Below are 24,874 nucleotides of genomic sequence, written 5' to 3' on the forward strand. Positions count from 1 at the left end.
GCCACCGTACCCCATGACGTACGACTACGACGTCCTCGTCGTCGGCTCCGGCTTCGGCGGCAGCGTCAGCGCGCTGCGGCTCACCGAGAAGGGCTACCGGGTCGGTGTGCTCGAGGCGGGCCGCCGCTTCGCCGACGACGAGCTGCCGCAGACCTCGTGGCGGCTGCGCCGCTATGTGTACGCGCCGGCGTTGCGCTGCTTCGGCATTCTGCGCCTGACGCTGCTCGACAACGTGCTCATCATGTCCGGCGCGGGTGTCGGCGGCGGCTCGCTGGGTTATGCCAACACGCTGTACGAGCCGCCGGACACGTTCTTCGCCGATCCCCGCTGGTCGTCCGTCACCGACTGGAAGGCGGAGCTCGCGGGCCCGTACGACCAGGCCAAACGCATGCTCGGCGTGACACTCAACCCGGTGGAGACCGCGTCGGACCGGGCGCTGCGATCGGTCGCGGAGGATCTTGGGGTGGGGCACACCTTCCGCCGTACGCCGGTGGGTGTGCTCTTCGGAAATCCGGGCCGTGACCCGGACAGCGGAGGCCACGCGGCCGTGCCCGACCCGTTCTTCGGCGGCGCCGGGCCGTCGCGGGCCGCGTGCACCCAGTGCGGCTCCTGCATGACCGGCTGCCGCGTCGGCGCGAAGAACACCCTCGTCAAGAACTACCTGTACCTGGCCGAACGCCTCGGTGCGACGGTCGTGCCCCTGACCACCGTCACCGACGTACGACCGCTCCCGCAAGGGGGTTTCGCCGTCCGCACCCATCGCACCGGCGGGTTTCGCCGCCGGACCTTCACCGCCGGGCAGGTGATCTTCGCGGCCGGCGCTTTGGGTACGCAGCGGCTGCTGCACCGGCTGCGCGACCGCGGCTCCCTACCGGGCGTCTCGCCACGGCTGGGCGAGCTCAGCCGGACCAACTCGGAGTCGATCCTGGGCGCGCGCACCCGCCGGCGCGACGCCGACTTCAGCCGGGGCGTGGCGATCACCTCCTCGATCCATCCCGACGCCGAGACCCACGTCGAACCGGTCCGGTACGGGCGGGGCAGCAACCTGCTGGCGCTGCTGGCCACCACGCTGGTCGACGACGCCGGCGGCCGGTCCCGGATGCTCACCGGGCTGCGCCAGCTGGTCCGCGACCGCCGTGACCTGCGGCTGCTGACGTCGCCGCGCCGCTGGTCGACCGAGACCGTGGTGCTGCTGGCCATGCAGGCCCTGGACAACTCGATCACGGTCTACCGCAAGCGGGGCCGGCTGCGCACCCGGCAGGGGGTCGGCGAGCCGAATCCGGAGTGGGTGCCGGCGGCGCACGACGTGGCCCGCCGGGTCGCCGACAAGATCGACGGGGTGCCGCTGGGCGCCATGACCGAGCTCGCGGGGCGCCCGGTGACCGGGCACTTCCTGGGCGGTTGCGCCATCGGCACCTCACCGGAGACGGGGGTCGTCGACCCGTACCACCGGATGTTCGGCCATCCGGGCCTGCACGTGATCGACGGCTCGGCGGTGGCGGCCAACCTCGGCGTCAACCCGTCGCTGACGATCACGGCGATGGCCGAGCGCGCGGTCGCCCTGTGGCCCAACAAAGGAGATGAAGATCCACGACCGGGGCCCGGTACGCCGTACGTCCGCCTGAGCCCGGTGAAACCCACCCGGCCGGCCGTTCCCGCCGACGCTCCGGGCGCGCTCCGCCTGTGAAAACACGGGTATGCCACAGTTCTCCGAACGCTCGACCCGGCCGCCTTGGAGATCACGGTCGGCGGCTGGCACGTCCGCTTCCAGGCCATCGAGCCGATCTTCCGGTCGGAACCGGGGGCCACCGCGCTCGACGCGGCCGCCGTCAGCTACGCGGCGGGCGAGGAGACCCGGCCCTATCCGTACGGCAAGGACTCGCCGCACGCGATGCTCACCTGCCGCCGCGCCGGCGGCCGTCGTCGACATTATGTGGATCGCCCTTCATAAGTAGTTCGGCTACATATATAGTTCGCCCATGCGTGAACCGACCTACTTCATCCTGGCCGCGCTGCAGGACGAACCGCTGCACGGCTACGCGATCATCAAACGGACCGAGGCCCTGTCCCGGGGCCGGGTGAAGCCGGCGACCGGCACCCTCTACACGGCGCTCGACCGCCTGACCCACGAGGGCCTCGTCCAGGCCGTCCGGGAGGAGGTGGTCAACGGGCGGGCCCGGCGCTACTACACCCTGACCCCCGACGGCCTCGCCGCCCTGAAAGCCGAGGCCGCCCACCTCGCCGAGGCCGCCCGCGTGGTCACCGACCGCCCGTTCCCCGCGGGCCGCCTCGCCCGGGCCATCGGGTTCGCCGACCGCACGGCCCGGCTCGCGTGAGCCCGCTCGAGCGCCGGTACGCGCGTCTGCTGCGCCTCTATCCGGCCGGCTACCGCCACTCGCGCGGACCCGAACTCCTGGCGACGCTTCTCGAGTCCGCCGAGGAGGGACGGCGCCGGCCCTCGGCGCGGGAGGACGCCGCGCTGATCCTGGGTGCTCTGCGGGCACACGCCGGCCATCACCGGGGCGGCTGGCTCACCGCTTTCCGGGCCGCCGCGCTCATGCTGCTCGTCTACGACGTGGCCGACCGGGCGGTCGTCGTCACGAGCGACCTCACCCGCGGCGGGCCGGCCCTCTGGTCGCCCACCGAGTTCCGCCTCACCCTCGCGGCCCTCGCGCTCGGAGCCCTGGCCATCGTGGCCGCCCTGGCGAATCGCTTCGCCGCCGCGATCGTCACGGCCGCGGCCGCCTTCGGCGTGACGCTGTCCCTGGCGTACACCATGGGAAGCCCCGTCTTCAGCGGCTTCTGGTGCTTCCCGCTGGCCGTGGTGCTGCTCGCCCCGCTGGTCCGGCGCCGGCCGGCGCCGGCCACCGCGCTTGTCAGATACGCGCCGGTCCTGCCGCTCGTGCTGATCCTGACGTCGTTCTTCCCCAGCGTGTCGGGAATCCTGAACTTCGCCGCCCTGTCCGCCCTCTTCCTGGGCAGTCTGGTCTGGCTGGCCGTCGACGAGCGCCTGGCCATGGCGGCGGGCCTGTTCCTGCTGAACACCGTCCTGGTCCGGGCCGCGCTGTTCACCGCGGAGGGCCTTCCCGCCTTCCCCCTCGTGGCGGCCGACCTGGCGGTGACGGCGCTCCCGCCGGTGGCGCTTCTGCTGGCGGCCGGAGTTGTCGTACCCCGCTGGTACGGTCCGGGCTCATCCACACGGGGAGGAACCTGATGGCTGAGGTGGCGCTGCGCCCGATCGAGGACGCCGACCTGGACGCCCTGTTCGACCAGATGCGAGATCCCGAGTCCGTCCACATGGCCGCCTTCACGGCCCGCGACCCGAACGACCGGCCCGCCTTCGACGCCCACATGGCCACGATCAGGGCGAGGCCCGACGTCACCAACCGGATCGTCACGCTCGACGGCCGCCCGGTGGGCAGCATCGCCGCTTTCGTCATCGAGGGCGACACCGAGGTGACCTACTGGATCGACCGCGCCCACTGGGGCCAGGGCATCGCCGGCCGAGCCCTGACCCTGCTCCTCGACCTGGTACCGACCCGCCCGCTCTTCGCCCGCGCCGCGAGCGACAACGTGGCCTCGCTCCGGGTCCTGCGAAAGGCCGGCTTCACCGTCACCGGCACTGACACCGGCTACGCCAACGGCCGCCACACAGAGATCGAGGAGACCGTGATGCGCCTCGACTGAGAGCCGCCCAGCTCCGCGGACTCCGCCCCGCTGACACTCCCCGCGGTCTGAACTCGGCAGGGGCCGCACTCCGCGTCGGCTGAACTCGGCACGGGTCTGATCGCGGCACGGGCCGCACCCAGCCTCGGCTGGACTCGGCAGGGGCCGCGCTCCGCGTCGGCTGAACTCGGCACGGGTCTGATCGCGGCACGGGCCGCACCCAGCCTCGGCTGGACTCGGCAGGGGCCGCGCTCCGCGTCGGCTGAACTCGGCACGGGTCTGATCGCGGCACGGGCCGCACCCAGCCTTGGCTGGACTCGCCGCGGTCCGGACTCGCCCTCCGGCTGGACTTGGCGCGGGCCGGACTCGCCCGCCAGCTCGACTTTGCGCGGGCTGAACTTTGGCGCGGGCTGAAGTCGCCGCTGGCGGCACTTGGCGCGGGCTGGACTTGGTGCGGGCTGGACTTGGTGCGGGCTGGACTTGGTGCGGGCTGGACTTGGTGCGGGCTGGACTTGGTGCGGGCTGGACTTGGTGCGGGCGGGCCGGCCGGGGTCCCGACCGGCCGGTCCGCCCGGGGAGCGGGGGCGGGGCTGCGCGCCCCCGCTCCGGTTCGGGGTGGTGCTACTTCAGGGTGATGTTGGTGGCGGTGCAGGACTTGCCGTCCGGGACCGAGCTCACCTGGGTCGGTTCGCCGCTGGTCACGCCCTTGAAGATGGCGCAGACGACGGTCTTGCTCGTGCCGCCGACCACCGTCACCTTGTCCACAGTGGCCACGTCGCCGAGGTTGGCGTTGACGCCGACCAGGGCCTTGAGCGGCGTCGTCACCGTGACGTTGGAGACCTGGACCTTGCGGGCGTACTGCTTGGAACAGTTGCCGCAGGAACGGTAGAGCTTGCCGATGTCGCGGGCCTGGAAATCCTTGATGACGAAGGTGCCGGGGCCGTTGTGCTGGAAGGTCTTGTCCGAGGCGTGCATGGCGCCGCCGCCGACGACGGTCATGGTCTGGCTCGCCGAGGTGCCCTTGAAGGTGGCGGCGTCCTCGCCCACGTCCTGCCACCAGACGTTGCGCAGCGTGCAGGTGCCGAGGCAGTGCACGCCGTCGGCGGCCGGGCTGCCGATGATGACGTTCGACAGGGTGGCGCCGTCGGCCAGCTGGAACAGCGGGTCCTGGCCCTCGTCCTGCCCGTCGCCGCCCAGGTCACCGCCGCCGACGAAGCGCACGTTCCCGCCGTCCACCGAACCCGTGATCTTGCGGGTGGCGGTGAGCGTGGTGGTGCTGACCGGCGTCGGCCAGCTGGCGGCCACCGTCGGCGCCGTGGTGCTCGGCTTGGCGGTCGCGGTGGCCGTCGGCGCGGTGGTGGCCGGCTTGCCCGTGGCCGTCGCGGTCGGCGCCGCGGACGGCGCGGACGGCGCCGGGGTGGTCGCGGAGGCGGTGGACGTCGGTGCGGTTGTGGGGGTGCTTCCCGCCGTACCCACGGAAATGTCGTCGAAAGAGGCCGACGCGCCGACCGTGAGCAGGCCGACCCGGCCCTTCGCCAGCTTCGCGGTGGACACGTCGCCCACCAGTTTGCCGTCGACGTAGCCCGTGACGCGCTTGCCCGAGACGTCGAGGCGCAGCCTGTGCCAGCCGCTGCCGGCCGTCGGCAGGGTCAGCGAACCCAGCACCGTCACCGACGAGCCCTTGACCTCCTCCAGCCGCGCCGCCCCGGAGGCGAGGACCAGCCGCTCGAACTCGTGCGAGCCGCCGGCCCGGGCCGCGATGCCGGCCGACGCGCCGGACGACGCCAGCGTCAGCGGCCGCACCGAGGCCTGCACCGAGTAGTCGGTCCAGCCGCTGTCCCCCGCGAAGAACCGGGCCAGCTCACTGCCGTTGTCGGCCTGCCGGAGCGCCTTGCTGCCGTCGGCCACCACCGACCACGACCCGCCGGACTTGGACCAGCCGCTGGTGTCGCCGTCCTCGAACGTGTCGCTCAGCGACGGCCCACCCGCGGCGAACGCGGTGGCGGTCAGCCCGGCCGCCGCGAGCGCCACCACGGCGACCCCGACGGCCAGCGCACCCTTTGCGTGCTTCATCAAACGTCCTCCTGATCACTTCAGACATGATCAAGTGGTCCGGCGCCGCCGAAAGGTTGCTCGCGTTCCAAAGATTTTTTCCCGGGTACGTCACTCGCCATGTTCGAAGGCTTCCGTGACGAGTGGATCGACGTCGGCGAGGTGGGCTTGCGGGTCCGCCACGCGGGGGACGGCCCGCCCGTGCTTCTGATCCACGGCCATCCCCGTACCGGCGCCACCTGGCACCGCGTGGCCCCGCTGCTGGTGGCCGCCGGCTTCACCGTCGTCTGCCCCGACATGCGCGGCTACGGCCGCTCCGGCAAGGCCCCCATCGAACACGACCACCTGCAACAGTCGAAGCGCACCGTCGCCCGCGACCTGCACACCCTGATGGCCAGGCTGGGCCACGCCTCCTTCGCGGCCGCCGGCCACGACCGCGGTTGCTACGTGGCCCTGCGGCTGGCTCTGGATCATCCGGAGAGCGTCCACCAGCTGGCCGTCCTGGACGGCGTGCCGATCAGCGAAGCCCTGTCCCGCTGCGACGCCCGCTTCGCCCGCGACTGGTACCACTGGTTCTTCTTCGCCCAGCCCGACAAGCCCGAACGCGCCATCCTGGCCGACCCCGACGCCTGGTACTCCGGCGACCCGGCCCGCATGGGCGCCGAGAACTACGCCGAGTTCCGAGAGGCCACCAACGACCCCGACACGGTACGGGCGATGCTGGAGGACTACCGGGCCGGCCTCGGCGTGGACAACGAGCACGAGCTGGCCGACCGCGCCCAGGGCCGGACGATCACCTGTCCCACCCTGTTCGCCTGGTCCACCCGCGACGACATGGAAAAGCTCTACGGCGACCCGCTGGCCATCTGGCGCCGCTGGGCCCCCGACGTCCGCGGCGTCCCCATCGAGTCGGGCCACCACATGGCCGAGGAGAACCCCGAAGCTCTGGCGGCCGCCCTGATCGGCTTTCTCCACCAGCCATCAGCCGCCCGGAATGGCTAGCACGTTCAGGCGACGGAGTCGGCCGCATCACCCCATGGGAGTGCACACAGCGTGACATGACAATGACCGTCATGACTCCTGCCCCGCTCCGGGGTTGCTCGCACCAGGATTGCGACGTCAAGAAGATCCGGCGGGTAGACCTCTTTTGCCACACCCATCAGCAATTCTTGCCGCTCGCTGGCCTTCCCGGCTGGGTCGCGGCGTCCACACTGCTCGGCTTCGGCATCGCGCTCACCCTGCTGGTCCTGCTCGCCGCTCGGTCCGGAAGCGCGGTGCCCATCTTCACGGCGGCGGCGGTCGTGGGCCTTCCTTTGGTGACTCTGCCGTTGCGAGACCACGGGGCGGTGCCCATCGCGGCCGGCCTCGCCTGGGCCGGTATCTGCGCTTCGGCGCTGGTGTCGTTCGACGGTCAGGGCGCGCGACTGCACGCCACGTTCGCGCTTCTCTTGATCGTCGCCACCGTCGCCGTCTTCGTGGCGTGGTCGGTGGCCGTCATGGCCGGCGATCGGCCTGGAATCGGCCGAGTGGCCGCCGGTCTTCTGACGCTGTCGTTCGGCGCCCTGGTGCTCCGGTCGGTCGTGACCAGCCCGCCGTTCGGCGCGTTCGCTCCCCTGCCCGGCGGGCTGTCTATGGCTTTGCGGCTGATCAGCGTCTTCGCCGCGGCGGCGGCCGCTCTGCTCATCGTCGGAGTCGCGGCGATCGCCGGCGTCTTGCTCGTCGTCGACGAGCGCGAGGAGTGGTCGATCCCGGCGCCGACGCGGTTCCGAAGCCTGCGCCGGCCGCGACCGCCGGCGACCACGACGATGCGCGACCGTGACCCGTTGAGCCAGATCACCCATGCGGTGGCGCGATTTGTGGCGGTCGCCGCGTACACGGTCCTGACAGCACTTTCGATGGCCGGCACCGCGCTGCTGCGGATCGCCCACGCGTTGCTGGTCTTCCTGATCGGCGTGGTCAACTGGCTGCTGCAGTTCGTCCTGGCCTGCGCCACGTACCTCAAGGACGCGGCCGTGAGCCTCGTCCGGGCCGCCGGCGACTCGCTGCGCCGGATCGTGGTGCCGGTCGCCGCTCTGGCGGCCGCCGCCCTGCTCAGCGTCTCCTTCGCGACGACGGCGCAACGCTATCTGGCGTACGGAGAACTCGTCGGGATCCCGGAGATGCTGGGCTGCCTGCTGGGCGCCGTGGTGGCGATCGACGTCGCCTGGATCGCCGCCTGTGCGGTGGGCGTGAGCGAAGCGGCCAAGTCCGCCGCCCGCTCGATCGTTCCCCTGTCGGCCTGGTTCCTGATCTTCATGTCGATCGGCGGGATAACGCTCTGGGTGTTCGGCCCCCTGCGCCCCGGCCCGATCACGGTCATCAGCACCGGCGTGCTCGTGGTCCTGGTCGCGGTCGGCCTGCTCCGCCGGCCGGCGGTACGAACGATCTGATGGCTGAAGGCGGGCGCTCGAACTGACGCGCCCGCCTTCAGCGACGGCTCAGCGGGAGGCGCCCGCGCGGCGCTTCGTCCAGATGTCGAAGGCGACCGCGGCCAGGAGCACGGCGCCCTTGACCAGCATGACCTCTTCGGACTCGGCGCCGATCAAGGACATGCCGTTGTTGATGACGCCCATGATCAGGCCGCCGGTGATGGCGCCGACAACCTTGCCCACGCCGCCCTGGACGGCGGCGCCGCCGATGAAGGCGGCCGCGATGGCGTCCAGCTCGAAGCTGTTGCCGGCGGTCGGGTTGGCCTGGTTCAGGCGGCCGGCGAAGATGATGCCGGCCAGGGCCGACAGCACACCCATGTTGACGAAGATCCAGAAGATCACCGACTTGACCTTGACGCCGGAGAGCGTCGCGGCCTGCAGGTTGCCGCCGATGGCGTAGATCTGACGGCCGAAGACCGCCTTGTTCGTCAGCACCGAGTAGCCCAGGACCAGCGCCGCCAGCAGCACCAGGACCCACGGCAGGTTGCGGAAGCGGGCCAGCTGCACCACCACGAACATGACCACCGCGGCGGCGATCACGATCTTCGTGATGAACAGCGGGAACGGCTCGACCGACTGGCCGTACTTGAGGCGGCCCGCGCGGGCGCGCCACTGCACGACCACGATGCCCACCACCGCGGCCACGCCCACCAGCAGGCTGAGCAGGTCGGCGCCGCCGAGCGCGCCCAGGCCGATGTTGCCCAGATAGCCGTCGATGAAGCCGTTGGACAGGGTGCGGACCTCGTCGGGGAACGGGCCGATGCCGCGGTTGCCCAGGATCATCAGGGTGACCGCGCGGAACAGCAGCATGCCGGCCAGCGTCACGATGAAGGCCGGGATGCCGAAGTACGCCACCCAGTAGCCCTGCCACGCGCCGATCACACCGCCCACCACCAGGGTGATGAGGATGGCCAGCGGCCACGGCACGCTGTGCTCGACCATCAGCACGGCCGCGACCGCGCCGCAGGCCGCCACCACGGAGCCCACCGACAGGTCGATGTGCCCGGCGATGATGATCAGGATCATGCCGATCGCCAGGATCAGGATGTACGAGTTCTGGACGATCACGTTGCTGATGTTCTGCGGCGCCAGCAGGTCGCCGCCGGTGAGGATCGTGAACAGCGCAACGATCGCCGCGAACGCCAGGTAGATACCGCTCTGGCGCAGGTTGACGGAGAAACCCGGGCCTTTGCGTACGGGTACCGGCGGCGGCGCGTCGACGCTCAGGTCGGCGTTGGTCGGGGCCAGGCTGCTCACGAGTGGACCTCCTGCCCGGCGGTCATCAGGGTCATCAGGCCCTCCTGGGTGGCCTCGGCGCGGGGCACCTCACCGGTGATCCGCCCGGCCGAGAGCGTGTAGATGCGGTCGCAGAGTCCGAGCAGCTCGGGCAGCTCGGAGGAGATGACGAGCACGGCTTTTCCGGCGTCGGCGAGCTCGTTGATGATCGTGTAGATCTCGTACTTGGCGCCGACGTCGATGCCGCGGGTGGGCTCGTCGAGGATCAGCACGTCCGGGTCAGTGAAGATCCACTTCGCGAGGACGACCTTCTGCTGATTGCCGCCGGAGAGCTTGCCCGTCACGCTCGACACGCTGGGCGCCTTGATGTTCAGGCTCTTGCGGTATCCCTCGGCGACCTTGTACTCCTCGTTGTCGTCCACCCAGCCGCTCTTGGCGAGCCGGCTGAGCGCCGCCGCCGAGACGTTGCGCTTGATGTCCTCGATGAGGTTCAGGCCGTAGCGCTTGCGGTCCTCGGTGGCGTACGCGATGCCGTGCTCGATCGCCTCGCGTACGGACCGCAAGGTGATCTCCTTGCCGTCCTTGTAGAGACGCCCGGAGATGTTCGCCCCGTAGGAACGTCCGAAAATGCTCATCGCGAGCTCGGTCCGGCCGGCGCCCATCAGCCCGGCCAGCCCGACGATCTCGCCGCGCCGCAACGTCAGATTCGCCTGGTGTACGAGGGTCCGGCCGTGCTGGGTCGGGCTGTGCACCGTCCAGTCCTCGACCCGCAGCACCTCCGCGCCGACCGAAGGGGTGTGCGGCGGGAACCGGTGGTCGAGGTCGCGCCCGACCATGCCCGAGATGATCCGCTCCTCGGTCAGGCCCTCGGACGGCATCGTGGTGATCGTGTGACCGTCGCGCAGGATGGTCACCCGGTCGGCGATGTCGAGGACCTCGTTGAGCTTGTGCGAGATGATCACGCAGGTGATGCCCTCGTCGCGCAGGCCGCGCAGCAGCCCGAGCAGGTGGGCCGAGTCGTCGTCGTTGAGCGCCGCGGTGGGCTCGTCGAGGATCAGCAGCCGTACCTTCTTGGACAGCGCCTTGGCGATCTCGACCAGCTGCTGCTTGCCGACGCCGAGGTCGATCACCTGGGTGACCGGGTTCTCGTCGAGGCCGACGCGGTGCAGCAGCTCGGCCGCGGCCGCGTTGGTCCGGTTCCAGTCGATCAGGCCGCGGGTGGCGAGCTCGTTGCCGAGGAAGATGTTCTCGGCGATCGACAGGTTCGAGGCCAGCGCCAGCTCCTGGTGGATGATGACGATGCCCTTGTGCTCGCTGTCGCGGATGCCGGCGAACCGGACCGGCGCGCCGTCGAACTCGATCTCACCGTCGTACTCACCGTGGGGGTAGACGCCGGAAAGCACCTTCATGAGGGTGGACTTGCCGGCGCCGTTCTCCCCGCAGATCGCGTGGATCTCGCCGCGGAGCACCTCCAGGTTGACGTCGTCGAGCGCGCGGACGCCCGGGAACGTCTTGGAGATGCCCCGCATGCGCAGGATGGTGTCACTCATGACCCGAGCTGGGCCTCGGTGTAGTACCCGGTGTCGACGAGTTCCTTCTTGTAGTTGGCCTTGTCGACGATGACCGACTCGAGGAGCATCGACGGGACGACCTTGACGCCGTTGTCGTAGTCCTTGTCGTTGTTGGTCGTCGGCTTGTTGCCCTTCAGCACGGCGTCGGCCATCTCGACGGTGGTCTTGGCCAGCTGGCGCGTGTCCTTGTAGATCGTCGAGTACTGCTCGTTCGCGATGATGGACTTGACCGAGGCGGCCTCGGCGTCCTGGCCGGTGACGACCGGGTACTTCTGCGCGGCCGTACCATAGCCACTGCTCTTCAGGGCAGAGAGAATGCCGATCGAGAGGCCGTCGTACGGCGACAGGACGCCGTCGACCTTGGCCCCGTCCTTGTAGGTCGAGGTGAGCAGGTTCTCCATGCGCTCCTGGGCCACCTTCGGCTGCCAGCGCAGGATCGCCACCGTCTTGAAGTCGACCTGCTTGCTCTTGACGACCAGGGTGCCGTCGTCGAGGAACGGCTTGAGCACGCTCATCGCGCCGTTGAAGAAGAACGTGGCGTTGTTGTCGTCCGGCGAGCCGGCGAACAGCTCGATGTTCAGCGGGCCCTTGACCGAGCCCTTGGAGCCGTCGGCGTTGAGCACCTTGAGGCCGGTCAGCAGGGAGGTCGCCTGCTGCACGCCGACCTTGAAGTTGTCGAACGTCGCGTAGTAGTCGACGTTGGGGCTGTTGCGGATCAGGCGGTCGTACGCGATGACCGGGATCTTGTTGGCCTTCGCGTTCTCCAGCTGGGTGGTGATCGCGGTGCCGTCGATCGACGCGATGATCAGCAGCTTGGCGCCCTTGGTGATCTGGTTGTCGAGCTGCTGCGTCTGGGTGGCGATGTCGTCGCCGGCGTACTGGAGGTCGACCTTGTAGCCGAGGCCCTCCAGCTGCTTCTTCACGTTGTCGCCGTCGCTGATCCACCGCTCCGAGGTGCGGGTGGGCATGGTGACGCCGATCAGGGCGCCCGTATTGTCGGCGCCGGCGCCGGCCTCTTTATCGACGGTCTTCTCGGCCGAACCGCACGCGGTCAGGGCTGTCGCCAGCACGGCGGCGGACACCACCGCACCCATCCTGGACAGTCTCATGCGGGGGACTCCTTCGTTCCGAACTCGTTCTTTGGGGTGGGAGTGCGGTCGAGTGTGAACGCTCACATAGGAACATGTCAACCGTTCAAAGCAACGTTGCGGACACGAGACCGAAACTTTGTTATCGATAACAGGTGGGTCTCAACAGCAGCGTTCCGGCGGCGTTCGTGGTATTTCCGCGCCACCGCCCGCAGGCCTCTAGGGTGGCCTTATGCGGTGGACCACCAAGGCCCGTATCCAGCGGATCTGCGCCGCGGCGCCCGGCGGCGACCTCGCCTACCGGCAGATCCAGCGCCGCCTCGGCCGCCTCGCCGCCGACCCGTTCCGCCGCCTGCCGCAGCACGCCGAGATGATGCGCCACCTGGCCGGCCTCGGCCTGAAGCTCGACGGCATGCGCTGTCTGGAGATCGGCACCGGCCACCTGCCGATCGCACCGGTCGCCATGCACCTCTGCGGCGCCCGCGAGGTCGTCACCGTCGACCTGCACCGTCGCCTGCAACCCGACCTGACCACCCAGATGCTGCACAAGATGGTCAAGGCCGAGGATCGAATTCTTTCCCTGTACGAGGGCCTGGTACCACCCGCCGCCCTCCGGGCGCGACTCTCCGTGATCGCCGGCCTGGCCGACCGCCCGCGCGAGCTGTTCCGCCGGATCGGCGTCCGCTACCTGGCCCCCGGCGACGCCGCCCGTATGCCGGACCCCGACGGCAGCTTCGACCTCAGCTTCTCCATGACCGTTTTTGAACACGTCACACCGCGCGCGCTGCAAGCCATCCTGTCCGAGTCGCGCCGCCTGCTCGCCCCGGCCGGCTTCGCCGCGCACCTCATCGACCCCAGCGACCACTTCGCCCACCAGGACCCGTCCATCACCCGGATCAACTTCCTGCGCTACTCGCCGAAGCAGTGGACCCGCCTGGCCGGCAACGAGTACGCCTACTGCAACCGCCTGCGCGCCCCCCAGCTGATCCGCATGGTCGCCGACGCCGGCTTCGGCCTGGAACGCTGCGACCGTGTCGTCGACGAGGCGTCCCGCGCGGCCCTGGACGGCGCTTTCCCCGTACACAAGGATTTCGAAGCCTTCGATCCGGTCGACCTGTGCACCACCGAGCTGACGGTCTACGCCCGCCCCAAGGTCTTCGCGGCCACACCCGCGTAGCCGTCGACGTCGCGGCCGCCCGAAGTCGAGACCGTCACCGGCCCGCTCGACAACGGAGTCCACCTCCCGCAGATCACCCTCGACAACCCGCACACCACGGTCGCGCACCAGCGCCCGAGCATGCCCGACCACCAGCGGATCGTTGTCGACATACCCGGTCCGGCTCCCCGCCGGCACCACCTCATGCGTGTTACCCGCGGCCGGCAGCCCGCTGCCGATGTCAAGGAACTGCCGAACCCCTCGCTCCCCGAGAAACCCGACCGCCCGCCGCAGAAACCCCCGGGTCTCCCGCGCCGCCTCCACGATCTCGGGAAACACGGCCCGCACCTGATCCCCCACCCGCCGATCAACCGCGAAGTTGTCCTTCCCCCCAAGCCAGTAGTTCCAGACCCGAGCCGAATGCGGAAAGCTGGTGTCCACTGTGTAGTCACTCACCCACCCAGTCTGGCACCGCGCTTCCTACCCCGCCTGCCGCTCATCCCCGAGGTGCCTCCACTCCCCCAGCTCGCCCCCGGCACCGCGCGCTTGGCTCACGCGCCCGCCCCCTCTCATGCGGCGCCTCACGCAAGTCCGCACCGCCCACGCGCCCATCCCTGCCCCGAGCGCCGGCCACCGCACGTTCCCCAGCTGTCGCGAAGCTTCTGAACCGGGACTGTGCCAGGAGAGGTGTTTCCGGCCCGACACGCCGGGCTGAAGACCTGGCGGGATGGGCACCGTGAGTGATGACACCCAACGTTACGAATCCACGGCAGAAGACCGAGGTGACGGCCGGCAGTTGTCGCCTGAGCCGGCCGCCGCGGCGGCGATGGTGGCCGCGGCCAAGGCCCGCGGACTGGAACTGACCGGCCCGAATGTCCTGCTGTTCACCAAGAGTGTTCTCGAGACGGCGTTGAACGCGGAGATGACCGAGCATCTCGGTCAGGAGAAGAACCAGGCCGTGCCGGACCTCGAGTGGGCCGGCAGTTGGGCGTGCGTCACGAGGCCCTGCGCCCCCGGCTGGGGCGGGGTCGGTGAGACGGGCGGCGCAGGCGGGCCCAGGACGAGGACGACAGGAGCGACGCCGGCGCGCTCTCCGGGAGACCGGGAACGCCGTCTTCCGCCACCGCCCGTCTTCGTGGCGGCGGGTGGGGTGGTCAGGTCAGCGCGTGTCCGTAATGCTGTGCCAGGTCTGACAGTTCGGGCTGGCCGAAGTCGCGGATCAGTTCGTCGAAGCGCTCGGCCTTGGCCGGGCCGAACCGGATGAGGTCGGCGCGGTAGGTTGCGGCGCTCACGAACACCGGCGGCGTTGTCTTGCTGTGGAACTTGTCGGCGTACATGACCAGGGTCTCCTCAGGGCTGCCGGGCGTGTAGTCGCCCGGCGGCAACGGCAGGCCCTGCCGCTCGATGTCCTCTCGGGTGATGCCCACGCCCGTGTGACACGAGCAGAAGCGCTGCAACGGCTCGGGTAGGCCGGATCCGCGCAGCAGCTCGTGGCCGAGCAAGCCGTGCCTCAGGTAGCTTTCGCCCACCGCGAGCCGGTAGACGCCGATGTCGTGCAGCAGTGCGCCCGCCCGCACCAGCGCGACGTCGACCTCGCCCTCTCGGCCGCGCAGCAGCCGCTCGGCCACCTCGCACACGATCTGGCAGTGCGTGTGGACGAGCTCGAACGCTTCCCGGCTCGGCGCATGGCGCTCGTGCAGCGCCCGAATTTCCTCATCCGTGGGGATCTCCATGATCCCGCCGACTCTAGCCGTCGCTCGTCACTGCGGGCCGGTAGTCGAATGTCACGGACAACGTCGTCTCGACCGCGGCGTCGTAGTCGACGAAGGCGGAGTAGACGTGCCGGTCCTCGGTGCCGTAGCTGTCGAAGATGCCGCCCTCCCCCGGTGACGCCACGACGTCCTGGCAGGCGGTCGCGACCTCGGCCGGGGCCGGATGCGCCACGGCGCGCACGGTCCAGTCGGCCAGCGCACCACAGACCTCGCCCGCCGACGCGGGCGTCACCGTCGTGGTCCAGCTGACGGCGAACCGCCCCGTCTCCTCGTTGACGACGATCGGCCCGTACGCCTTGCCCCGCGCCTCGAGCAGCGTCACCGGCGTGCCGGCCTGGGCCCAGCCGGCCGGCCCGCCGAGGGCGGCCACCTGGCGCGCCACCACCTCGGCGGCCCCCGGCCCGCGCGGCCGCAGCAACAGCCAGCCCCCGCCGGAAACCACCACGACAGCCACCACGAGGGCGGCGATTTTCCCCGTTGACCTGGACATGGGTCAATGGTCCTCAGGGCGTTCCGGCTGGTCAACGTGGGGGTGCTGTCGGTTATCTCTCGGGGCCGGGAGTAAGCGGAACGCTCTCCTCGAGGCGTCACATGATCCACAGAACGTATGGTGGTGATCATGGACGTGGACGTGGACAACCGTTATCTGGAGCGCGCCATCGAACTCGCCTGGGAGGCCCGCCGGCGGGGCGACCACCCCTTCGGCGCGCTGCTCCTGACCCCGGACGGCACGACGCTCGAGGCGCGCAACAGCGTGGTCACCGGCCAGGACGCGACCGGCCACGCCGAGACCAACCTCGTACGGCTGGCCGGGTCCCTGTCGTTCGAGGAACTGTCCGGCAGTGTGCTGTACACCAGCACCGAGCCGTGTGCCATGTGTTCGGGGGCGATCTACTGGTCGGGCATCGGCCGTGTCGTCTTCGCGCTCTCCGAGGCCGACCTGGCCGGCCTGGTCGAGGAGGAGGAAGGCGTTCCGCCGCTGCGGTTGCCGTGCCGGGAGGTGTTCGCCCATGGTGGCCGCGAGATCGTCGTGGACGGGCCCGTGCCCCGGCCCGACGCCACCGCCGTACACGACGGCTTCTGGAATTAACGCATCGCCTCGCTGGTGAGGCCGTGGAAGCGCAGGAGGCGGCCCACCACGGGCAGGCAACCGCGCACCCGCATGCGGTTGTCGCTGGCGGTCACCGCCTGGATGAGCACGCGGGCCGCGGACGTGTCGGCGAAACGCAGGGCGGTGACGTCGACGACGGCCTCCTCGCCGTCCGGCTCCAGGTCGGCGATGACCCCGGCCAGCACCGACTCCAGCGCGTAGCGGTTCGACATGTCGGCTTCGCCGCTGAGCTTGACGCCGTACGGCTCGGTGGTGCGCCGGCAGCGCAGCGACGACGCCGGGTCGAACGGCAGCAGCGGGCCGGCCGCGCCCGGATGGGCCAGCGCCAGGCGGCGCAGGGTCAACGGATCGAAGAGCCTTCGGTCGTACGCGCACACGCCCGCCACGAAGCCGTCGACGAACAGCTCGTTGATGCGGAACTCGTACCGGTCCAGGGATTCCGCGCCCGGCACACCCCGGGCCGCCCACGACATGTCGCCGACCACCCGCAGGCCCCCGTAGCCCTCGTCGCGGGCGTTCTGCTTCTCGGCCAGGAAATGCTCGACGGTCGCCGCCGCGTCGAACGAGCCGCCGGCGAGGTAACTGCCCTCGGGCGTCCGCGCCACCAGTTGGCCGGTGGCCAGGGCGCTGCGCGGGGATACGCCGCGGTTCATCAGCCCGTCCAGGACCATCTCGGGCGACGGGCCCAGGTAGCAGACCTTCTGCCGGAGGCGCAGGCCGGACGCGAGAACGTCGACGGCCACGTCCAGCCGTACGGCGTCGTCGTCGACGGTCCAGCAGACGTGGTCACCGAGTTCGAGCTGATCGAGAACACCCAGCCCGCCCAACGCGACACCCCCTCAGGTCCGCGCCGCTCCTCCTGGTCGCGAAGTGTCGTTCACCGTACGCTACGAAACGTCACCGGTGTGTGACCCGTACGGGTGAAGTCGCGGCCGGCGCCGTTCAGGTCGCCGCGACCCACGTGGGGTGCGCCGCCGCGAATTGCGCGACCGTGTCGTTTCGGGCCGCTCGGAGCAGGTCCAGGCTGTCGTCGCTGAGCAGCTGGACACTGCCCACGCCGGGGATGTTCTCGCTGTTGAACTTGCCGTCGTTGGTCTTCAGGGTGACCAGGTCGTTCGGGTTGACGCCGCGCATCGCGAAGACCCAGTCCTCGAGCGAGATGCCGCCCGAGTCGACGGTGACCGCCTTGCCGATCGCGCTGAGCAGACCGGGCAGTTTCGTCGGCGAGTCGAGGCCGTCCTTGACCGTCTGCTGCACGACCGCCTTGAGGAATTGCTGCTGGTGGCGCTGCCGCCCGTAGTCGAAGTCGTCGTTGGCGAGCAGGTCACGCTGGCGGACGAAGTCCAGCGCCTCGGTCGGTGTGAAGCAGTGGTTGCCCTTGCCGTAGAAGTTCGCCGTCACGCCTTTGATCTTGTGATTGAGGGTGCCGTCTTTGTTGATGACGTACGGGGCGGCCTGCTTGCCGTCAGCGGTGTGGCCGATGTGGATCGAGGTGGTGTCCTCGTCGACGTACATGCAGACCTTGCCCAGGACGTTGACGATCTGCTGGAAGCCCTGGAAGTCGATGATCGCGCCGGCGTCGGGAGTGATGCCGGTGAGTTTTTTGATGGTGAGCGACAACAACTCGAATCCATGGGAAAGGGCCGCATTCCCGGTCAAACCCCTACTGCCGTACGCGAAAGCGGCGTTGATCTTGTTCTTGCCGCCGGCGTATTTCTGGGCGCCGTTGTCGTAGGCCGGGATCGGCACGTAGCTGTCGCGGGGCAGCGAGATCAGGTACGCGTTCCTGTGGTCGGCCCCGATGTGCAGGAGAATGATCGAGTCGGAGCGGGTGGGCTCGCCCGGCTTGGCCGAGGCGCGCTGGTCGATGCCGACGAGCAGGATGTTCTTGGCGCCGGTGACCGACGCGTGCTTCTCGGTCTCGACCGTCGTCGACGACCCGAGCAGGTTCTCCTGCTTGATCGAGTTCGTGGCCGCGCTGACAGTGGCCTGGAGGGCGATCACCGAGCCGCCGCCCGCGATCACGAGCAGGGCGCCGAAGCCCACGCACCAGCGCGCCCACCGGGGGCTCTTCTTCTTCCGCACGCTCCAGCCTCCCTCGGGCTGATCAAAAGCCGATGAGAGTTCGCTGCGGAGTTGCTGAGATCACCCCTGGCATTCACCGAGGCTCCCTAATGTCCGGTTTTCCGCGACTCCCAGCCCTCGTAAGCAGGTCGACATGTCCTCACAGCCGGACGTCAGCGTCGTCATCCCGACGCGCAACCGCCCGGAGCTCGCCGTCCGCGCCGTGCGGAGCGCGCTCGGGCAGACGCACCACGATCTCGAGGTCATCGTCGTCATCGACGGCCCGGACCCGTTGTCGGCGGCGGCGCTCGCCGCCGTGGATGACGATCGTTTGCGGGTCATCGAGCTCCCCGAGAGCGGAAAAGCGCCGAATGCCCGCAATCAGGGCGTCCACCACGCGTACGGCAGATGGGTCGCCCTGCTGGACGACGATGACGAGTGGCTGCCGGAGAAGATCGAGACGCAGCTGGCACTCGCGGCGACCTCGAAGCTGGCCTCGCCGATCGTGGCCACGAGGATGATCAGCCGGACGCCCCGGGCCGACTCGGTCATGCCGCGCCGCCTGCCCGAGCCCGGCGAACCGCTCAGCGAGTACCTGACCGTGCGGCGGGGCCTGTTCTACGGCGACGGTTTCATCCAGACCTCGACCATCATGGCCCCCACCGAACTGCTGCGCCGGGTGCCGTTCACGGTCGGCCTGCGCCGGCAGCAAGAGCTCGACTGGACGCTGCGCGCGCTGCGGCACGAGGATGTCGAGCTGCTGTACGCCCCCGAGGCGCTCGTGCTGTGGCACCAGGACGAGAACCGCGAGCGGATCAGCCTGCAGAACCCGTGGGAGGAACAGCTCGAATGGCTGCGCGCCAGCCGGGAGCTGTTCACCCCGCGCGCGTACGCTGCCTTCACGATGAGCGTCCTGAGCTCCATGGCCGCGCCGACGCGCAGCACCCGGGTCTTCCGCGAGATCCTGACCGAGGCGCGGGAGCACGGCCGCCCCGGCGCGATCGACTACGTGACGTACCTGCAGATCTGGGCGCTGCCCCCGGCCGTACGGCACCGCCTGCGCGACGTCGTGCTGGGCCGGAAGACCGCCGATGCCTGAGGCGCCCCGGCGGGTCGCGGTCTGGCGCAGCGCCATGCTGCCCGCCTCCGAGACCTTCATCCGCAACCAGGCCGACAACCTGACCCGCTGGCGGCCCGTCTACGTGGGCGCCACCAAGGTCGAGTCGACGCTGGCCCGCGACACCGACCTGATCGCCTACCCGTCGCCGGCCGACCGCCGCCCGTTCCTGCGGTTGCGCCTGACCGGCAGCTCCCCCCGCCTGCGCCTGCTGCTGGCCGGCGCCGAGCCCGACCTGGTGCACGCCCACTTCGGCGGCGACGGCTGGCTGGTCTCCGGTGAGACGAAACGCGTCGGCGTGCCCCTGGTGGTCACCCTGCACGGCCACGACGTGACCCGCCAGCCGCTGTCGCCGGGCGCCCACGGCCTGCGGTACCGCCGCAACCTGCGCGCCGTCTTCCAGCGCGCCGACCTGCTGATCGCCGTCTCGGAGGTGATCCGCCAGAAGGCGATCGGCTGGGGCGCCGACCCGGCCAAGGTCCGGGTACACCACACCGGCGTGCCCGTGCCCGCGTCGGTACCGTCCGCCGGGAAACGCTGGGACGTCGCATTCGTCGGCCGCTTCGTCGAGAAGAAGGGCGCCGACGACCTGATCGCCGCCCTGGCCGCGCTCGGCTCGGCCAAGGCGATCCTCATCGGCGACGGCCCGCTGCTTCCCGAGATTCGGTCGTACGCCGCCCGGGCCGGCACCGACGCGACGTTCACCGGCGCCCAGCCCGCGTCCGAGGTCTACCGCCTGCTGGCCGAGTCCCGGGTCCTGGCCGCCCCGTCGAAAACCGCCGCCGACGGCGACACCGAGGGCCTGCCCACCACCATCGTCGAGGCCGCGGCCCTGGGCCTCCCGGCGGTGTCGACGGTGCACAGCGGCATCCCCGAGGCCGTCCTCGACGGCGAGACGGGCTTGCTGGGCCCGGAGGGCGACCGCGAGGCCCTGACGGCCAACCTGCGCAAGCTCCTGGACGACGACACCCTCCGCGTCACCATGGGCGAGCGGGCCCGCGCCCACGCCGAGGCGAACTTCAACGTCGCCACCCAGTCCCGCCGCCTCGAGGACCTTTACGACGCGCTCCTTTGACCGGCGATGCCACCATGCGCTCACAGACCCTGAGGTCGTCGTTTCAGAAGGTCTCCCCCGGCGCCGACCGCATCCAGGTCCGCAAGACGGGCCTACAGTTGAGTGATGGCCCGGGATGAGTTGCTGCGGCTGAAGTCGAGCGCCGAGGAGGACGCGGCGACGCTGGCTCGCGATCTGGAGGCGGTGTTCGCGGCGTCGCGGGACTCGAACGCCGACGACGAGCACGACCCGGAGGGCGCCACCATCGGCTTCGAGCGGGCCCAGCTGACCGCGCTGCTGGCCGCCGCCCGCGACCGGATCGCCGAGGTCGACGACGCGCTGCGCCGCGTGGACGACGACACCTACGGCGTCTGCGAACGCTGCGGAAAGCCGATCGGCGCCGAACGGCTCGAGGTGCGGCCGTTCGCCCGGTTCTGCATGAGCTGCGCCTAGCAACCGCCGGAAACGCTACCCGCGGCCCCGTTTCACCACCGCCCGCACGGCTCGGCGGCCCGCCTTGAGGCCGCCGAGGACGGCCTTTCCGGGGGCGGTGGCCGACAAAACCGCGTTGATCTGGCGGACGCGCTTGAGTTCGGCGTCGCGGCCGCGGATCTGCCGTTCGTAGAACTCGTGCCTGGCTCGGGCCTCGGCCAGTTCGCGGGCCAGGCGGTCGCGGTCGGCGGTCAGCTCGCGGACGGCTCCCGGGGCGGTGCGGGGCGGCCGCGGCGGGATGGCCGCGGGCTCGACCTCCCGGCCGGTCATGCCGGCGATCAGCGCGGTCAGTTCCGCTTCATCGGCCGGCGCCGGCCACAGGCCCGCGATGTCGCCCTCAACGGCAGCCGCGGCGAACTGACGCAACGCCACCAGCGGGTCGCCGCCGGCAGCCAGCGGGATCAGGTCACCGCCGTCCGGAATCAGCGAGGTCCCGTCGCCGGGTGGGACGACGACGATCTGGGCCGCCACCACGCCGGCGGCGGGGCTCTTCTGCCAGCGGGTCAGCAAGGTGCGCATGGTGGGCAGGTCGCGCTGCTGGGCGGCCACGAAGAGCAGGTCCTCCAGCGTGCGCCCGCGGGGCAGCTCGCCCGCCGAAAGGGCGCGGCCGTCCACCACCGCCTCGGGCGTTTCCGGGCCGCCGGTGTCACGGTCGGCGATCACGACCCAGGACGGGGCCAGGTCGGCGGCGAGGCCGTGCCGCAGGGCCCGGGTGGCCAGCGTGGCCGGGTCGGCCAGGGCGTTCTCGAGGTGGAAGCCGGCCAACGTCGCGGTCAGGAAGCCGGACACGTCGCGGTCGGCCAGCAGGGTGCGGCTGAGCAGGGCGCCGCCGTACGCGGCGTACTCCCGCTCGGCGGACAGGCCGGCCCCGGCCAGGCGGTCGCGCAGGGCGGCCAGGCCGGCCGGGCGCCGGGGGTCGCGGTCGTCGGGGACCAGCCACTCGTCGTCGGTCAGCGCTCGGGGCGGGGTCAGCAGCCGGTGCAGGCCGAACAGGTTCTCCACGGCCAGCAGCAGGCGGCCGCCGGGGCGCAGCATCGACAGCAGATGGGCCAGGCGCTCGTCCCAGCCGTCCAGCGTCTCCGCCTCGACCGAGCAGAGCCGGTCCAGGCCGTCCAGGGCCACGATCGTGTCGAACGCCGGGGACGCCGCCGCCTTCTCCAGACTGCCGCACCACACCGGTACGCCGAGCGCGGCCACCGTTTCGGCGTCGGCCTGGCCGCGGAGCAGGACGGTGACCCGGTCGGCCGGCAGGGCGGCGACGAACTCTCGCGTGTGGGGGCCGGCCACGAGCGTACGACCGCTGATTGTCTTGGCCAGGGGCCGCAGGCCCGAACCCGCGGGAGCGGAATCGGACCAGCTGAGCATCTCGCCGCCGAGCAGGGTCATGGTCATGCGGTCACGGCTCCGGTGAGTTCGATGTCTTCGGTGCTGCGCGGGACCGGCCAGCCGAACAGGCGGCGCAGCTCGGCCGGCGGCAGCAGGCGGTCGGCGCCCAGCTCGGCAACGGCGACGCGGCGCGCGGTCTCGAGGTCGACCTCGGCGCCGATCATGTCAGACCACTCGCGCAGGATGCGGGCCTGCCCGCCGAACGCGGACTTCTCGTTCTCCAGCTGCATCGGGTCGCCGTAGACGGCCGGTTCGCAGCCGGCCAGCGTGCCGTAGAAGACGGCGCTGCACAGCCGATTCGAGGCCACGCGGGAATGTTTGCGCAGCTCGGCGAGTTGGCGATAGAGGAATCCGGGGTCCAGGTCTTTCCACCAGCCACCGCGGTAACCGTGGCAGATGACCCGGAAACCCGCTTTCTCGTACGTGGCCCGCACGCCCCGATCGCGGTATTCCTGCCAGTACAGGCAGACGGTCACCGGTCCCGGCTCGGTCTCCTTGATCTCGGCGATCAGGCCCTCGTGGCTGCCGAGGACGTGCTGTCCTTCCCAGCCGTGGAAGGGATACCAGATGGTTCCCTCGCGCTCGGGCGCCGGGTCCGGTTCCAGGGCCAGGAGGTACGCCCAGGGGGCACCGACCACGTACACGTCGCGCCGCCCGAGGGACCAGGCGCGCCGGCGGACCCGTTCGGACCAGACGAACTTCGCCACGCCCGGCACGAACTCGTGGTCGGGGGCGAGCCCGTCGCCGATGTTCCAGCCGTGCTGGAGGTAGCCCTGGATCCGGGGCGCCTCGGCGTCGTCGAGCCCGCAGTACCGGGCCAGGACGGCCGAGTGACCGTAGTAGTGGTTGGCATGGTGCACGCCGCATTCCATACCCCGCAGACGTACGGGGGGCAAACTCCCGGTGGCCCGCGTGTTACCGTTAGCGGCAGTTGAGTTCTGGAGTTGGCGTTCGCCCCCGGAATTCCCCGCCGTGAGTCTCCCGGCACATCTTTCCCACTCTTCTCAGGAGTGCTCTCTATGAGTGAACCCTACGTATCCACACGTGTCGATGCCTTGCTCGACATCGTCGACGACCGCGCCTGGCTGCGCGCCGACGGCTACCTGCCAGGACCGAAAGACATTCCCGTCAACATCCATGACGTACGACGTCACGGCCTCCGCCGAGGCGACCGCGTCAACGGCACCGCGAAACGGGCCGGCACCAAACCGGCCACGCTCCAGATCGACCCGGTCGGGAAACGCACCGACTTCGCCGAGCTGACCTCGCTCCACCCCCGGGAACGGCTGCGCCTGGAAACCGAGCCGCAGATCCTGACCACCCGGCTCATCGACCTGGTGACGCCCATCGGCAAGGGCCAGCGCGCCCTGATCGTCGCCCCGCCCAAGGCCGGCAAGACGATCATCCTCCAGCAGATCGCCAACGCGATCGCCGTGAACAACCCCGAATGCCACCTCATGGTCGTCCTGGTCGACGAGCGCCCCGAGGAGGTCACCGACATGCAGCGCACGGTCAAGGGCGAGGTCATCGCGGCCACCTTCGACCGCCCGCCCCAGGAACACGCGGCGGTGGCGGAACTGGCCATCGAACGCGCGAAACGCCTGGTCGAACAGGGCGAGGACGTGGTCGTCCTGCTCGACTCGATCACCCGCCTGGGCCGCGCGTACAACCTGATGGCCCGAGGAGGCGGCCGCACCCTGAGCGGCGGCCTGGACTCGACCGCCCTCTACCCGCCGAAACGCTTCCTGGGCGCGGCCCGCGCCCTCGAGGGCGGCGGCTCCCTGACCATCATCGCCACGGCCCTGGTCGAGAACGGCTCAGCCATGGACACCCTCCTCTTCGAGGAGTTCAAGTCCACCGGAAACGCCGAACTCAAGCTGGACCGCGCCCTGGCCGAGTCCCGCCAGTTCCCGGCCATCGACCTGTTCGCCTCCGGCACCCGCCACGACGAAGCCCTGTTGACCCCCAGCGAACGTGCCGTGGTCACCCAGGTCCGCCGAGCACTGGCCGGCGCCGACCGCCGAGACGCCATGAAACAGCTCCTCGACCAGCTACGGGCCACAACCTCGAACCGCGACTTCCTGCGCCGGGCCGCCCTCGCCCTGGCCGCATGAGATACATCCTCACCTGCGCCGTTTGAAACTCGACGGCTACGCCAAGCCTTGGGCGTCGCGGAGCCGTGGCAGGACCCGGACTTCATCGACCGCACAGTCGCCCTGCAACGCCACCACCAGTCGGCCGCCACCGGGGACCGCTCCCCCATCTACACGCCGGCCTCGCCCCCACACCCGCCCTGCTCGCCGAGATCAAGCTTGCGCCGAAAACACCCGGACCAGTCGGAGTACGAGATCGCGTCCATGACGGCGCGGCACGGATGCTTCGGGATTCGCCCCGGCTCCTTGATCAGCGAGAGCATCGGCTCGATGATCTCCCACTGCTCGCCAGTCAGGTCCGCCGGATACACGCGATGACGGCACACCCGGGCGACCATCTCGCAAACACTCACTAACCGAATTCACAAACCCTCCCTCGGTTTCAATAATTTGGTATGATACTTCCTTTGCCTTCGATCTTCGGGTTACGGGATAATGGTTCATGGCGCAGCTGGGGTTGTTTTCTAGGTCGATCATTTCCACAATGC

24 protein-coding genes and 1 pseudogene are annotated in these 24,874 nt (G+C 70.2%); 13 read left to right on the plus strand and 12 right to left on the minus strand.

What is annotated here, in order from left to right:
- Nucleotides 1-13: 13 nt before the first annotated feature.
- The 5 genes from ACGFJ7_RS12745 to ACGFJ7_RS12765 are packed head-to-tail and all read left to right on the plus strand — an operon-like array spanning nt 14 to nt 3,687.
- A complete protein-coding gene (locus ACGFJ7_RS12745) occupies nt 14-1,687 on the plus strand; it encodes a GMC oxidoreductase (protein ID WP_392642258.1) in 1,674 nt (557 codons plus the stop codon).
- Nucleotides 1,688-1,732: 45 nt separating this feature from the next.
- Nucleotides 1,733-1,951, plus strand: coding sequence for a hypothetical protein (locus tag ACGFJ7_RS12750; protein WP_392642259.1), 219 nt, complete (start codon nt 1,733-1,735; stop codon nt 1,949-1,951).
- Nucleotides 1,952-1,979: 28 nt separating this feature from the next.
- A complete protein-coding gene (locus tag ACGFJ7_RS12755) occupies nt 1,980-2,336 on the plus strand; it encodes a PadR family transcriptional regulator (RefSeq protein WP_360248584.1) in 357 nt (118 codons plus the stop codon).
- Nucleotides 2,333-3,214: a hypothetical protein gene (locus ACGFJ7_RS12760; RefSeq protein ID WP_392642260.1), complete on the plus strand. Its 882-nt coding sequence runs from the start codon at nt 2,333-2,335 to the stop codon at nt 3,212-3,214. Before ACGFJ7_RS12755 ends, ACGFJ7_RS12760 begins: the two co-directional genes overlap by 4 nt.
- Nucleotides 3,214-3,687, plus strand: a complete 474-nt coding sequence (locus tag ACGFJ7_RS12765; RefSeq protein ID WP_360248578.1) for a GNAT family N-acetyltransferase — start codon at nt 3,214-3,216, stop codon at nt 3,685-3,687. Before ACGFJ7_RS12760 ends, ACGFJ7_RS12765 begins: the two co-directional genes overlap by 1 nt.
- 600 nt (nt 3,688-4,287) lie before the next feature.
- Here ACGFJ7_RS12765 and ACGFJ7_RS12770 read toward each other — a convergent pair.
- Nucleotides 4,288-5,739, minus strand: coding sequence for a pectate lyase (locus tag ACGFJ7_RS12770; protein ID WP_392642261.1), 1,452 nt, complete (start codon nt 5,737-5,739; stop codon nt 4,288-4,290).
- Nucleotides 5,740-5,838: 99 nt separating this feature from the next.
- Here ACGFJ7_RS12770 and ACGFJ7_RS12775 point away from each other — a divergent pair, with 99 nt between their 5' ends.
- Both ACGFJ7_RS12775 and ACGFJ7_RS12780 read left to right on the plus strand, forming a co-directional pair.
- The gene (locus tag ACGFJ7_RS12775; protein WP_360248572.1) at nt 5,839-6,720 is read left to right on the plus strand and encodes an alpha/beta hydrolase; all 882 of its coding nucleotides are present in this window, start codon (nt 5,839-5,841) and stop codon (nt 6,718-6,720) included.
- A gap of 167 nt (nt 6,721-6,887) precedes the next feature.
- Nucleotides 6,888-8,147 (plus strand): hypothetical protein, encoded by a 1,260-nt coding sequence (locus ACGFJ7_RS12780; RefSeq protein ID WP_392642262.1) that lies wholly within the window; start codon nt 6,888-6,890, stop codon nt 8,145-8,147.
- A 48-nt stretch (nt 8,148-8,195) separates the two neighbouring features.
- On the opposite strand, the gene mmsB is transcribed toward ACGFJ7_RS12780, so the two are convergent.
- The 3 genes from mmsB to chvE are packed head-to-tail and all read right to left on the minus strand — an operon-like array spanning nt 8,196 to nt 12,102.
- Nucleotides 8,196-9,443 carry a multiple monosaccharide ABC transporter permease gene (gene mmsB, locus ACGFJ7_RS12785; RefSeq protein WP_360248567.1) on the minus strand — a complete coding sequence of 416 codons (1,248 nt, stop codon included), beginning with the start codon at nt 9,441-9,443 and terminating at the stop codon, nt 8,196-8,198.
- Nucleotides 9,440-10,972, minus strand: coding sequence for a multiple monosaccharide ABC transporter ATP-binding protein (gene mmsA, locus ACGFJ7_RS12790; protein ID WP_360248564.1), 1,533 nt, complete (start codon nt 10,970-10,972; stop codon nt 9,440-9,442). The genes mmsB and mmsA overlap by 4 nt, the downstream gene beginning before the upstream one ends.
- Nucleotides 10,969-12,102: a multiple monosaccharide ABC transporter substrate-binding protein gene (chvE, locus tag ACGFJ7_RS12795; protein ID WP_360248561.1), complete on the minus strand. Its 1,134-nt coding sequence runs from the start codon at nt 12,100-12,102 to the stop codon at nt 10,969-10,971. Before chvE ends, mmsA begins: the two co-directional genes overlap by 4 nt.
- Nucleotides 12,103-12,313: 211 nt before the next feature.
- On the opposite strand from chvE, the gene ACGFJ7_RS12800 reads away from it, so the two are divergent.
- Complete coding sequence (locus ACGFJ7_RS12800; protein WP_392642263.1) at nt 12,314-13,258, plus strand: class I SAM-dependent methyltransferase; 945 nt, start codon at nt 12,314-12,316, stop codon at nt 13,256-13,258.
- Nucleotides 13,259-13,330: 72 nt separating this feature from the next.
- Here the strand turns inward: ACGFJ7_RS12800 and ACGFJ7_RS12805 are convergent.
- The 3 genes and pseudogenes from ACGFJ7_RS12805 to ACGFJ7_RS12815 all read right to left on the minus strand — a co-directional run.
- A pseudogene (locus ACGFJ7_RS12805) lies at nt 13,331-13,693 on the minus strand (SAM-dependent methyltransferase); the annotation flags it as partial.
- Nucleotides 13,694-14,391: 698 nt separating this feature from the next.
- Nucleotides 14,392-14,970 (minus strand): HD domain-containing protein, encoded by a 579-nt coding sequence (locus ACGFJ7_RS12810; RefSeq protein WP_360248556.1) that lies wholly within the window; start codon nt 14,968-14,970, stop codon nt 14,392-14,394.
- A gap of 13 nt (nt 14,971-14,983) precedes the next feature.
- The gene (locus ACGFJ7_RS12815; RefSeq protein WP_392642264.1) at nt 14,984-15,499 is read right to left on the minus strand and encodes a hypothetical protein; all 516 of its coding nucleotides are present in this window, start codon (nt 15,497-15,499) and stop codon (nt 14,984-14,986) included.
- A 129-nt stretch (nt 15,500-15,628) separates the two neighbouring features.
- Between ACGFJ7_RS12815 and ACGFJ7_RS12820 the strand changes: the two genes are divergently transcribed.
- Complete coding sequence (locus tag ACGFJ7_RS12820) at nt 15,629-16,099, plus strand: nucleoside deaminase (protein ID WP_360248552.1); 471 nt, start codon at nt 15,629-15,631, stop codon at nt 16,097-16,099.
- On the opposite strand, the gene ACGFJ7_RS12825 is transcribed toward ACGFJ7_RS12820, so the two are convergent.
- Complete coding sequence (locus tag ACGFJ7_RS12825) at nt 16,096-16,947, minus strand: MEDS domain-containing protein (RefSeq protein ID WP_360248550.1); 852 nt, start codon at nt 16,945-16,947, stop codon at nt 16,096-16,098. The genes ACGFJ7_RS12820 and ACGFJ7_RS12825 overlap by 4 nt on opposite strands.
- Before the next feature lie 115 nt (nt 16,948-17,062).
- A complete protein-coding gene (locus ACGFJ7_RS12830; RefSeq protein ID WP_360248548.1) occupies nt 17,063-18,205 on the minus strand; it encodes an LCP family protein in 1,143 nt (380 codons plus the stop codon).
- A 133-nt stretch (nt 18,206-18,338) separates the two neighbouring features.
- On the opposite strand from ACGFJ7_RS12830, the gene ACGFJ7_RS12835 reads away from it, so the two are divergent.
- The 3 genes from ACGFJ7_RS12835 to ACGFJ7_RS12845 all read left to right on the plus strand — a co-directional run bounded on the left by ACGFJ7_RS12835 (nt 18,339) and on the right by ACGFJ7_RS12845 (nt 20,808).
- Nucleotides 18,339-19,283, plus strand: a complete 945-nt coding sequence (locus ACGFJ7_RS12835; protein ID WP_360248546.1) for a glycosyltransferase family 2 protein — start codon at nt 18,339-18,341, stop codon at nt 19,281-19,283.
- Nucleotides 19,276-20,376, plus strand: a complete 1,101-nt coding sequence (locus tag ACGFJ7_RS12840) for a glycosyltransferase (protein WP_360248544.1) — start codon at nt 19,276-19,278, stop codon at nt 20,374-20,376. Before ACGFJ7_RS12835 ends, ACGFJ7_RS12840 begins: the two co-directional genes overlap by 8 nt.
- Nucleotides 20,377-20,481: 105 nt before the next feature.
- Nucleotides 20,482-20,808, plus strand: coding sequence for a TraR/DksA C4-type zinc finger protein (locus tag ACGFJ7_RS12845; protein ID WP_360248542.1), 327 nt, complete (start codon nt 20,482-20,484; stop codon nt 20,806-20,808).
- Nucleotides 20,809-20,823: 15 nt separating this feature from the next.
- Here ACGFJ7_RS12845 and ACGFJ7_RS12850 read toward each other — a convergent pair whose 3' ends face one another.
- On the minus strand, nt 20,824-22,239 hold the full coding sequence (locus tag ACGFJ7_RS12850) for a hypothetical protein (RefSeq protein ID WP_360248540.1): 1,416 nt from the start codon (nt 22,237-22,239) through the stop codon (nt 20,824-20,826).
- Nucleotides 22,236-23,093: a hypothetical protein gene (locus tag ACGFJ7_RS12855; protein ID WP_360248538.1), complete on the minus strand. Its 858-nt coding sequence runs from the start codon at nt 23,091-23,093 to the stop codon at nt 22,236-22,238. Before ACGFJ7_RS12855 ends, ACGFJ7_RS12850 begins: the two co-directional genes overlap by 4 nt.
- 159 nt (nt 23,094-23,252) lie before the next feature.
- Between ACGFJ7_RS12855 and rho the strand changes: the two genes are divergently transcribed.
- Nucleotides 23,253-24,347 (plus strand): transcription termination factor Rho, encoded by a 1,095-nt coding sequence (rho, locus tag ACGFJ7_RS12860; RefSeq protein WP_392642265.1) that lies wholly within the window; start codon nt 23,253-23,255, stop codon nt 24,345-24,347.
- 149 nt (nt 24,348-24,496) lie between these two features.
- Here rho and ACGFJ7_RS12865 read toward each other — a convergent pair whose 3' ends face one another.
- The gene (locus ACGFJ7_RS12865) at nt 24,497-24,724 is read right to left on the minus strand and encodes a hypothetical protein (protein ID WP_360248536.1); all 228 of its coding nucleotides are present in this window, start codon (nt 24,722-24,724) and stop codon (nt 24,497-24,499) included.
- Between the last annotated feature and the right edge of the window lie 150 nt (nt 24,725-24,874).

Source organism: Actinoplanes sp. NPDC048988 (assembly GCF_043197815.1).
GTDB lineage: Bacteria > Actinomycetota > Actinomycetes > Mycobacteriales > Micromonosporaceae > Actinoplanes.